The sequence below is a fragment of the Shewanella sp. DW31 genome, assembly GCF_015767295.1.
Lineage (GTDB): Bacteria > Pseudomonadota > Gammaproteobacteria > Enterobacterales > Shewanellaceae > Shewanella > Shewanella oncorhynchi.
Genome location: NZ_JADWMP020000005.1, coordinates 118,750 through 130,764 on the forward strand (window position 1 = coordinate 118,750; position 12,015 = coordinate 130,764).

The 12,015-nt window shown below is 46.1% G+C and carries 7 protein-coding genes; all 7 read right to left on the minus strand.

Translation table 11 applies throughout. The features are described 5' to 3' along the window. Position 1: 1 nt before the first annotated feature. Positions 2 to 1,006, minus strand: a complete 1,005-nt coding sequence (locus GWI56_RS06200) for a hypothetical protein (RefSeq protein WP_173497957.1) — start codon at positions 1,004 to 1,006, stop codon at positions 2 to 4. Then, positions 993 to 1,388 carry a hypothetical protein gene (locus GWI56_RS06205; protein ID WP_242068363.1) on the minus strand — a complete coding sequence of 132 codons (396 nt, stop codon included), beginning with the start codon at positions 1,386 to 1,388 and terminating at the stop codon, positions 993 to 995. The genes GWI56_RS06200 and GWI56_RS06205 overlap by 14 nt, the downstream gene beginning before the upstream one ends. Next, positions 1,378 to 2,160 (minus strand): OmpA family protein, encoded by a 783-nt coding sequence (locus GWI56_RS06210; protein WP_347339117.1) that lies wholly within the window; start codon positions 2,158 to 2,160, stop codon positions 1,378 to 1,380. The genes GWI56_RS06205 and GWI56_RS06210 overlap by 11 nt, the downstream gene beginning before the upstream one ends. A 52-nt stretch (positions 2,161 to 2,212) precedes the next feature. Next, positions 2,213 to 3,259 carry an EscU/YscU/HrcU family type III secretion system export apparatus switch protein gene (locus GWI56_RS06215; protein WP_168827156.1) on the minus strand — a complete coding sequence of 349 codons (1,047 nt, stop codon included), beginning with the start codon at positions 3,257 to 3,259 and terminating at the stop codon, positions 2,213 to 2,215. Positions 3,260 to 3,263: 4 nt separating this feature from the next. Then, a complete protein-coding gene (locus tag GWI56_RS06220; RefSeq protein ID WP_173248262.1) occupies positions 3,264 to 5,147 on the minus strand; it encodes an FHIPEP family type III secretion protein in 1,884 nt (627 codons plus the stop codon). Beyond that, entirely contained in the window at positions 5,144 to 5,740 is a 597-nt protein-coding gene (locus GWI56_RS06225) for a hypothetical protein (RefSeq protein ID WP_173248264.1), read from the minus strand. The genes GWI56_RS06220 and GWI56_RS06225 overlap by 4 nt, the downstream gene beginning before the upstream one ends. A gap of 137 nt (positions 5,741 to 5,877) precedes the next feature. Continuing rightward, positions 5,878 to 11,634, minus strand: coding sequence for a hypothetical protein (locus GWI56_RS06230; protein ID WP_347339118.1), 5,757 nt, complete (start codon positions 11,632 to 11,634; stop codon positions 5,878 to 5,880). Positions 11,635 to 12,015: the final 381 nt, after the last annotated feature.

Sequence of the window (12,015 nt, forward strand, 5' to 3'; positions counted from 1 at the left end):
ATTATGATTGAATAAAATATACGCGTGTTTGATTGCGGTCTTTAAAAATGACCTTATTACGTGAAATAGACTGAATCACACCTAGAAGTGGTACATTACTACCAACCCAATATCGATACTTGTCGTCATATATATACCCTCTTGATGTCGATGAGTAAAAGATTGAATATGGAAAGTTGGCATTATCAATAACTTGAGTGCTATCATTCCGAACTGAAACGGATGGGATAATATCCTGTAGCCCATTAGCTCTTAGCACAATTGCAGCTTTGGCGTTATCATTGACAAACCAAGTATCATTTATCTTATTAAACGACAAACCATATTCGCCTAACACAGCCATAACTCGATTATCAGTTTCAAAGGTCTCAACCTGGATTTGATCACGATCGACTTTATTTATTACCTTATAACTAACAGGCTGCTTCGAATCGCTTGAGACTAATTCCACAACAGGTTGTGAGAGAATTTGTAAATTATTTGCTTCAACAATCTCAGCATTTGCTTGCAAAGCCTCAGGCAACAACAAAAAAGAGGCGCTATTGGGCACCTTAAGCTTGCCATTCTTGACGTAACTACCATTGAGTTGAGTTAAGTGTTCTGCAATTTGCGTGTACTGGTTAGCTTGATATACCATCCACATACCTAGACCCAATCCAGCATTAAGCAACAAAGTTAACATAATGAGTGCTTGATATTTTCGTGCTAGATAGCTTAACCATTGTGGTTTACGTTTACCTTCTTGATAAACAAAAAAGGCGATGCCTCTTAAGCGATAGATACGGCCTGACTTCAGTTTTTTTAATCGGTCGTTTTTTCTTGTTCCTCTAATACAGATGATATTTTTATCATTGCAAAACTCCCAACGAGTACTTACAGGCAAAATTTCTGGAACATAAAGCGTTTCTGCATCTATATCTTTATTTGACCCTGTAATAACTAGTTTTGGTTCGACTGGTAATATTACGCCATGCAGGTGGCCATCAACGAATTCAACTAACCACATGCAAGTTCAACTCTTGTCTCAATGTATTTGCAATACTCACAGTATCACTCAACGCTTTTAATAAACCTTGAGGATGGTCCGGTAAAGGCATATTACGCACATAGAAATAATCATTCGACTTAAACTTAGCAATATATCCACCCGATGTTAATGAAAAATTAGCATTTATCTTTAACGCAGTCTCTGCAGGGAAATGCTCAATATCGAGTTCAACCATAATCAAGATAGTGTTGGCAAGGCCAACGCGAGCACCATCTTCAATGCGGCAGCTTACATCACCAAAATGACACAATAATGCTTGGTGTTCATCTAGCGATAGGCTTGAAGCTTGCACTAAGTGAGTAAATTCCATTATAAATAAGGTAAATTTTTTATTTTTCATCGTAATTAAACTTCATCTCAATCATAAAGCGGCGCTGAGTAATACGCTGTTCAGCAGTTGGTAAACCATTTTCAACACTACCGCGTAAAAAAATGGGCGTATTTCTCATACCTTCAGTTTGTAAAAAGTATTTCACGCTTTTAGCGCGCGCATCAGCTAGACGTCGATTACTCTCATAAGCTCCTGATGAATCAGCAATGCCATAAACCAATATGCTTTCTATTGGCTTTCCACGCAGGTCTTCAATCATGCGAACCAACATATTTCTACCATCTGGTGTCAGAGCTGATTCATTCACCATAAATAGCTCATTAAATACTAAACGTACGTGTTTAGACTGAGTACGACAAATATCGAATCTATTATCTAATGCGCATGATGATTGATCGTCTACTATCCAATATTTCCCATCGTCCGAACTCCAACGATCACCTGCGATAGATCGACCAGTATCAGCGGCAGTTGAACGGTCACTGCCAGAAACTTTATTACCCTTCACTACATTAATAAGATTTGAATAGAGCCAATAGTCACCTTGACAACTGCTTACCTCGCTTAACGCATAGGTATGTAAATTAGCGAGATATAGCCGACTTGGATGAGAAGGCGTAGAAACTTCAATACATGTCGTTTGATGTGGTGAACCATCTACATATTCAGGTATTCTCTTTACCCAATAACGTAGATGATCTACATCATCAATCTCAGAAAACAGTAAATTATAAATATCTTGTTTCCATTCATGATCCCATATTATTGAATCATCTTTCACATTCTGGGCACATGAAGTGAGTCCAACTATCACCCCTATCCAAAGCCAATTTCTAAACATTTTTTGCACTTTCCTGCTTATTTAATTCTAAGAGAATAAAAGCGATATGGCGGTAAAACTCTTTAGGAATATAGTCTTCACCAGTACGCATACTTTTATAGAATGCCCTTGCAAGCCCTATATGTTCCAAAATCGGAATATTAAGCGCCTCTAATCTACGGCGTTCATCCAATGCAAATGATTCAGTTGTAATCTTGAGCACGACAGGGACTTTATCTATCATGCAGTCATAGCAAATAGGCACTAAGATATGCGTAGGATTTGCAATAGCAAAAGTTGGTGTACGCCCTTTAGTCATTGGCGCATCCATGACTTCTCGCATTTGCCGTTTGCGTTCAGACTTCATTTCTGGCGAGCCTTCAGTTTCTTTCATTTCATTTTTCATTTCAGTAAACGTCATACGGTTTTTATGATTAAAGTGATAACTCTCAGCCATAAAATCTACACAACCTAAACTTACGCCATAAACAAAAAACAATAAGGAAACCAAACCCACATACAGCATTAGATTATAAATAAAGTATGACACATTGTTTATTTGTGCCAACCTAGTCAATTCTGCGCCACCAATATCAAAAACATATTTAAGCAAAAACAACAAAAACGTTAACTCTAGCACCTTACGTAATGAACGGGATATTGCCTCAATGCCAAATATATTTTTAGCCCCCGTAACTGGGCTAATCTTTTCCATTTTAAGACCTAATGACTCAGTATTAATAACATTCTTATTTAGCATTACCCAACTAATAGCTGCCATGACGAGCTTAATCATTAGCAGTATGAATATACCCCACGCAATCACACTGTAAATAATGTCTAAGCCTGTCTGTATATCTGCATATAACATTACCTCAAACCAATCATTTGACGAATCAAAAATAAAATAAACTGTACCAATAAATATCACTGCAAATACCACTAACTCCATAGTCGGTTCTGCTAGTTCAGTTTTTGGAAACTGACCTTTTTTTCTTAACTCCCGAAGCTTCTTCTCCGTTGGCGGATATTTTTTGGGTTCAGTTGATTCGTTTGACATAAATTTAGATCAAAACTTGTAGTGGTTCGGAACTCACAACACAACTTGGATCAGCTATATCACCATGGCTACATACTGAAATAGTTGATACCACCTGCTGGAAGAAAGATTTAACCGAATTAATTTCATTATCGTTCACAACTAAAGTCGGCTTACTTCCATATAGTGAGGTCATTCGCAGAACTTCCTGGCGTAATGCTGACTGAAGCTCAATTAGGCTATCTAAATCCTCACTCTCCCCCATGACAAAGGTTTCAATGCACTCGGTTAGTTCAGAACTCAACAGCGCAACATAGATTTTTCCCTCAGAATTCATTAAACGTGAGGTGATTTCATATCTTGCTTGATTTCGAATCCGATTGAGCCAATTTTTAGACTCATTATCGATACGAGACCAATAAATTAATGCCTCAAAGAAAGTCACCCTATCGAGATAAAACTCGCGAGCACGGATCATTTCTTTAATCACATCATGGACACGGTTCAAACCAAGTGCCGAGTCGATTTCGTTTTTAATCACTTCACTTTGGCTTGCAAGTCCTTCAATAATATTGCTGGTGTATTGAAGATTATACTTTTCAACTAAGCATTTCCGTAAAAAATATTGCACAATCGTAGCGATATTTTGGGTGGCAGCATCGCTAACAAAAATTTCGTCCCCAAGTACTTCGATTAGCTCTGCAGACTCATCATGTGAGAAGCTATAAATACGAATACCCGAAATATGAACTTCTATATCAACAGTAAGTTGCTCATCTACTGTGATAATAGGGGCGCCGAGGGCTTGGCCCCAAAGTGCTTTTTCAATCTGTACAAGACTAGTTTCTACTAGGGTGCAATGCTGAGGTTCCCTTAGCACAAATGTAAGAGATTCATATAGTCCACTGCCGGCAATGCCTGTATTTACGACAGTTTTTGGCTTGCCTTGCACTCGCCACAGTAAGAACGCTGACAGCGTACATAAGATAAATAACGTCATACACACATAGAACAGACTTGGACTGAGTAGACCGAGTAGTAAAATCAAGGCTCCAATAACTAACAGGCTTTTCCAAAAACGGCTAACCTGCTTTGCCATCTGCCCCATAAATGAACTAGATTCTTCATCCCCTTTAATACGCGTGAGATACACACCGCAAGCGATTGATAACAATAAGCTGGGGATCTGCGAGACAAGACCATCACCTATCGTCAGTACAGAGAATCGGCTAACACTTTCAGATAGCGAGAGATCAAACTGATTAACCCCCACATAAATGCCACCAAACAGGTTAACCAAGCTGATCAAAATACCAGCAATAGCATCACCTTTGACGAATTTCATTGCCCCATCGAGCGAACCAAATAGCCGATTTTCGGTGCTTAAATCAGAGCGTAACTTTTGTGCTTGTTCACCTGTAATAAGACCGCTTTTTAAATCGCCGTCAATCGTCATTTGTCTACCAGGTAAGGCATCCAGAGAGAATCTGGCCCCCACTTCCGCGACCCTTTCGCCACCTTTGGTAACAACTAAAAATTGCACTATGGTGATAATGATAAAGATGAGTAACCCTGAAATAAGGTTCCCTCCCATCACAAACTCCCCCACAGTTTCAATCACATTACCTACATCTTCATTCGCAATAATGTTTCGGGTCGTTGCGATAGACAATAACAAGCGAAAGGTCGTCAGTAACAATACGACCGTTGGTAAAAATGTCACCATTAGAGGTTGATCATTCTCAAGCATGATAACCAGCAGCAACACTGAACTAATAAAACTAATTAAAATAAACAGATCGATCACCACTCCGGGAAGGGTGAACAAAATAATAGTTGGCAACGCAAATGCGATAATCACACTGCTGGGATTAAACTTGATAGGAAACCGACGAAGACGCTTAATCATACCGTCTCCAAGCTAGTCCGTAGTGCTTCAACAATCGACTGAGTTTCTATGCTAATAATCTTGTCGTCATTCTCTATCGTCAGCACGGCGAATCCATTGACATAGGTATGCTCTACAGACAAATGTCTTGCCTGATCGTCTATTTCAGCATGGAGTAAGTCCACAAGATGTCCGATTAAATACTCATTAAGACTCAGTTCTGTTAAACGCAATTTTACGGTTTCAGCGAGTCGGTTTTTCAATTCATCTTTCAACAAACTAAGACTTTGATACTGTTCTTCAACAATATCGACAAGCTGTTGATTGGCTTCGTCAAACCAACGCTCTTGATTAACCTGAAATTCTTCTTCTATCTCATTATATAAATTATTAGCGTGAAGATTGAGCGCCTGCTCTTTCTCCTCGATCAGTTGCACCACTTGCTCTTCAAGCATTTGCTGGTATTGCTCGACTCTCTCTTCTAAAGCAGATAATAACGACTTAGCCTCGTTATAAATAAGAAGATCAGACTTCTTTATTACGTTTGAGTGACGCTCTTTCTTAAATGCAATCTGTGGAACTAATCGATGCAATGAATTGATTTCTATATACAAGACATACCTCATTCTGGTTTAGAATTTAAGCTTACTAAATCCTTAAATCTCACTACAAAAGAAAAAAAAAGATTAAACCTGAACTCTTATGATTTAATCTTTTCAATTGATGGAGAGTCTGGAGGTTAGCTATTGATTCAAGGCGCTAAAACCAGATTACTTCGAACAACCGGAGAGGTAACAATCAGTTTTCCACTGGCAGTCCCAAGTAAATATGAGCGTCCGGTCGACACTAGATCCAACCCTGAAATTTGCTGGTAATCAGATTTATTCATTCGATTAACGGGATTTAACTGCGACTTAATCTCGGCCCGATCCCTTAAATTATTTAATTTACCGGCAAAATGATTTTGTCCCCGCATACTGGTAGCCCCTTGAGTCAACAGGACCTTCGAATTCAAACTTTTCAAATACTGACCTAAATCTTGTTTTCGCCACTCTTCAAATTCAGCAGAATCTTTTTTACCTCGTAAAGACTCAGGTATAGGTCGCCAAGATCCCATTAACGTGCCAGCCTCTGGACGATCTAAGAACTTAGGTACCCTATGTTGAATATGTCCCCCCGCTCGGCCTACTATGCGCGATTCGATCTTACCTAGGTCAAGTTGTGGTTTAGCAGTACTTTTTTGACTCTCAGCGGCAATAACAGGACCAGCTGTCTCAGTCGACACTGGGGTTAATGTATTAACTAACGTTGCAACAACACCAACTTCACCATCAGTCACATCCGTCATCGATGGCGAACCGTTACCCGTTGCAGCTGAGGTTGTACCGCTGCCATTACCAGCCGCGGGACCACGAGGATGAGCTGTCGCTGCACTCGGCACTGCATCTGGGGTTGTCCCCAAATTACGTCTAGGTCCTTGGGTGTAATTACTGCCAGTTTGTGCACCCTGACTCAGACTCACCGGGGTGGGACTACTCACCTCCCATTTACGGCCGGTGTATCCTTGTGCAGCATTCGCCTCAGGCACTTCTGTTGCAGGGGTGTCTTCCGTAGGCACGCCATCCGTCTGTGACATTGAAGGCGTGTTTGTGGTCTTCGTCGCAACAGGCGGACGAGCCGATGTCCCCGCATTCGTCGGTGTTTCTGCGACGGCTGTCGGAACATCGGTTTGAATCCCATCATCTGTTACATCCGCCACCGATGGCGAACCGTTGCCCATCACTGGTGGGGTTGTTCCGCTGCCATTGCCAGCCGCGGGACCACCGGGATGACCAGTCGCTGCATCTGGGATTGTCCCCAAATTATGTCTAGGTCCTTGGGTATAATTGCTGCCCGTTTGCGCACCCTGACTCAGATTTACTGGTGTAGAACTACTCACCTCCCATTTACGGCCGGTGTATCCTTGCGCAGCATTCGCCTCAGGCACTTCTGTCGCAGGGGTGTCTTCCGTAGGCACGCCATCCGTCTGTGACGTTACTGGCGTGTTTGTGGTCTTCGCCGCGACAGGCGGACGAGCTGGTGTACCCGCATTCGTCGGTGTTTCTGCGACGGCTGTCGGAACATCGGTTTGAGTGCCATCATCTGTCATCGATGGCGAACCATTACCCGTTGCAGGAACAGGACCACGAGGATGAGCTGTCGCTGCACTCGGCGCTGCATCTGGGGTTGTCCCCAAATTACGTCTAGGTCCTTGGGTGTAATTGCTGCCCGTTTGCGCACCCTGACTCAGATTCACAGGTGTTGAACTACTCACCTCCCATTTACGGCCGGCGTATCCTTGTGCAGCATTCGCCTCAGGCACCACTGTCGCAGGGATGTCTTCCGTAGGCACGCCATCCGTCTGTGACATTGAAGGTGTGTTTATGGTGTTCGCCGCAACAGGTGGACGAGCCGATGTACCCGCATTCGTCGGTGTTTCTGCGACGGCTGTCGGAACATCGGTTTGAGTGCCATCATCTGTTACATTCGCCACCGATGGCGAACCGTTGCCCGTTACCGCTGGGGTTGTACCATTGCCATTGCCAGCCGCAGAATCAGGCTCAGCACCAAGTGTCGTACCAAGATTACGTCTAGGTCCTGGGGTGTAATTGCTGCCCGTTTGCGCACCCTGACTCAGATTCACAGGTGTTGAACTACTCACCTCCCATTTACGGCCGGTGTATCCTTGCGCAGCATTCGCCTCAGGCACCACTGTTGCAGGGGTGTCGTCCGTAGGCACGTCATCCGTCTGTGACGTTACTGGCGTGCTTGTGGTCTTCGCCGCGACAGGCGGACGAGCTGGTGTACCCGCATTCGTCGGTGTATCTGCGACGGCTGTCGGAACATCAGTTTGCGTACCATCATCTGTCATCGATGGCGAACCGTTGCCCGTCACTGGTGGGGTTGTACCGCTGCCATTGCCAGCCGCGGGGCCACCGAGATGAGCTGTCGCTGCACTCGGCGCTGCATCTGAGGTTGTCCCCAAATTACGCCTAGGTCCTTGGGTATAATTGCTGCCCGTTTGCGCACCCTGACTCAGATTCACTGGTGTTGAACTACTCACCTCCCATTTACGGCCAGTGTATCCTTGTGCAGCATTTGCCTCAGGCACCACTGTTGCAGGGGTGTCTTCCGTAGGCACGCCATCCGTCTGTGACGTTACTGGCGTGTTTGTGGTCTTCGCCGCGACAGGCGAACGAGCTGGTGTACCTGTATTTGTAGGAACATCGGCTTGCGTGCCATCATCAGTCATCAATGGCGAACCGTTGCCCATCACTGGTGGGGTTGTACCGCTGTCATTGCCAGCCGCGGGACCACGAGGATGACCTGTCGCGGTACTCGGCGCTGCATCTGGGGTTGTCCCCAAATTACGTCTAGGTCCTTGGGTGTAATTGCTGCCCGTTTGCGCACCCTGACTCAGATTTACTGGTGTAGAACTACTCACCTCCCATTTACGGCCGGTGTATCCTTGCGCAGCATTCGCCTCAGGCACTTCTGTTACAGGGGTGTCGTCCGTAGGCACGCCATCCGTCTGTGACATTGAAGGTGTGTTTGCGGTCTTCGCCGCGACTGGCGGACGAGCTGGTGTCCCCCCATTCGTCGGAGTGTCCGCGACGACTGTAGGCGAATCGGTTTGCGTGCCATCATCTGTCATCGATGGCGAACCGTTGCCCGTTACCGCTGGGGTTGTACCATTGCCATTGCCAGCCGCAGAATCAGGCTCTGTACCAAGATTACGTCTAGGCCCTGGGGTGTAATTGCTGCCCGTTTGTGCACCCTGACTAAGACTCACCGGGGTGGGACTACTCACCTCCCATTTACGGCCGGTGTATCCTCGCGCTGCATCCGAATTAGGCACCACTGTCGCAGGCGTGTCGTCCGTAGGCACCCCATCCGTCTGTGACATTGAAGGTGTGTTTGTGGTCTTCGCCGCGACAGGCGGACGAGCTGGTGTACTCGCATTCGTCGGTGTTTCTGCGACGGCTGTAGGCGCATCGGTTTGCGGACCATCATCAGTTATCGATGGCGAACCGTTGCCCGTTGCAGGAACATGACCACGAGGATGACCAGTCGCTGAACTCGGTGCTGCATCTGGGGTTGTCCCCAGATTACGTCTAGGTCCTTGGGTGTAATTGCTGCCCGTTTGTGCACCCTGACTCAGACTCACCGGGGTGGGACTACTCACCTCCCATTTACGGCCGGTGTATCCTTGTGCAGCATTCGCCTCAGGCACCACTGTCGCAGGGGCATCTTCCGTAGGCACGCCATCCGTCTGTGACATTGAAGGCGTGTTTATGGTGTTCGCCGCAACAGGTGGACGAGCCGGTGTACCTGTATTTGTAGGAACATCGGCTTGCGTGCCATCATCTGTTACATCCGCCACCGATGGCGAACCGTTGCCCATCACTGGTGGGGTTGTACCGCTGCCATTACCAACGGGACCACGAGGATGAGCTGTCGCAGCACTCGGCGCTGCATCTGGGGTTGTCCCCAAATTATGTCTAGGTCCTTGGGTGTAATTGCTGCCCGTTTGCGCACCGTGACTCAGATTCACAGGTGTTGAACTACTCACCTCCCATTTACGGCCAGTGTATCCTTTTGCAGCATTCGCCTCAGGCACTTCTGTTGCAGGGGTGTCGTCCGTAGGCACGCCATCCGTCTGTGACACTGCGGGCGTTGTAGTTTGACGCGTGTTTGTGGTCTTCGCCGCGACAGGCGGACGAGCTGGTGTACTCCCATTCGTCGGTGTATCTGCGACAGCTGTCGGAACATCGGTTTGAGTGCCATCATCTGTTACATTCGCCACCGATGGCGAACCGTTGCCCGTTACCGCTGGGGTTGTACCATTGCCATTGCCAGCCGCAGAATCAGGCTCAGCACCAAGTGTCGTACCAAGATTACGTCTAGGTCCTGGGGTGTAATTGCTGCCCGTTTGCGCACCCTGACTCAGATTCACAGGTGTTGAACTACTCACCTCCCATTTACGGCCAGTGTATCCTTGTGCAGCATTTGCCTCAGGCACTTCTATCGCAGGGATGTCTTCCGTAGGCACGCCATCCGTCTGTGACGTTACTGGCGTGTTTGTGGTCTTCGCCGCGACAGGCGGACGAGCAAGTGTCCCCCCATTCGTAGGTGTTTCTGCGACGACTGTAGGAACATCAGTTTGAGTGCCATCATCCGCCACCGATGGTGAACCGTTGCCCATCACAGGTGGGGTTGTACCGCTGCCATTGCCAGCCGCGGAACCACGAGGATGACCAGTCGCGGTACTCGGCGCGGCATCTGGGGTTGTCCCCAGATTACGTCTAGGTCCTGGGGTGTAATTGCTGCCCGTTTGCGCACCCTGACTCAGATTCACAGGTGTTGAACTACTCACCTCCCATTTACGGCCAGTGTATCCTTGCGCAGCATTCGCCTCAGGCACTTCTGTCGCAGGGGTATCTTCCGTAGGCACGCCATCCGTCTGTGACATTGAAGGTGTGTTTGTGGTCTTCGCCGCGACAGGCGGACGAGCTGGTGTACCCGCATTCGTCGGTGTGTCTGCGACGGCTGTCGGCACATCGGTTTGCGTGCCATCATCTGTCATCGATGGCGAACCGTTGCCCGTCACTGTCGCAGGTGTATCGTCCGTCTGCGTCGCAACTGGCGTTGTGGTTTTCGTTGTTGTACCTGCTAAAGGCCTAGGTACATCGGATCCCGTCGCACGATCGTGTTCATCAATAACCAATGATTCACTATTAGGAATAACAGCATACGCTGTAGCACCATCTTTCCCTTTTATTTCGACCATTTGAGCACATGCATCATCCCCGCTTAGAAGTAAATTGAATAAGGTTACCAGCTGCGGATCTACTTGCTCTTGGCACTCAGATATTAACGTCTTTAATCGCGCTTGACGCTCCTTAACTGGCGTCTCGACAACAGTGACTTCAGCAGCATCAGCAAAGGGTAACGTGACCCGCCCGATCGATGTTGCATCAGTTGTTTGCGTGCCGATATTATTAACATGCGACTCGTTAGGGGTCTTAACTTGATCTTCTGAAACCAGATTAATGTCTGGATCCTTGGAAGAGTTAATAAAGACATACCAACTGTTATGAAAGTTATTAACGTTGTTAAAACAGTTATTAAAAACATCTCCGCGTTCGGTGTCTTTGTCCGTCACATCTTCTGTATGCTTAGGTTCCGGTAGCTCGGCCAGGGGAGGTAAATGAAAAGGGCGCTTAGTTGGTAAATCTTTGGGGGCATCAACTTTAGGCGGCTCAAGCGGGGCTTTTTTCTTCTCTTTATCGCCAGCGACAAATTGGGAGCCACCATACATAGCTATCGCAGATGCATTACCATACATCACTACAAATACCGTCGGTAATAAACTAAATCCTAAGGTGAAGGGAGCTAACACAGTACCGATTGTTACGGCACCGGCGATAGCAGCCAAATGAAACTTAGCCTTTTTCTCTGTGCTCACTCTATTTGATTTTTTAGTGCTTTCTTTAATCTTTTTAGGCTTAGCTTTAGAATGAGGCTCTTCCGTCTCCAAAATACTAGGGGCAGTAGAGACACTCTCTGGAATTTGAGGTTCCGCAGATCTAAGTGTTGGAGCTCTAACGTCCAATAAAGAGGTAGATCGTGCTATATTCCTAGGTAGAGCCTCACAGTCTAAACGTGATAACTCTGGCATAGAAGTACTACGAGTCAACGCTGGATTAAGTGCCATATTAAAATCTCATCTTTTCAAATAAATTAATGCTTAACCGTCTCACATTATCTTCGGAATAATCTTGCTCAGCTATTGTGAGAGTAAGAAATCCATCAACACGAATAAATACACCTTTTGAGGCCATTTCAA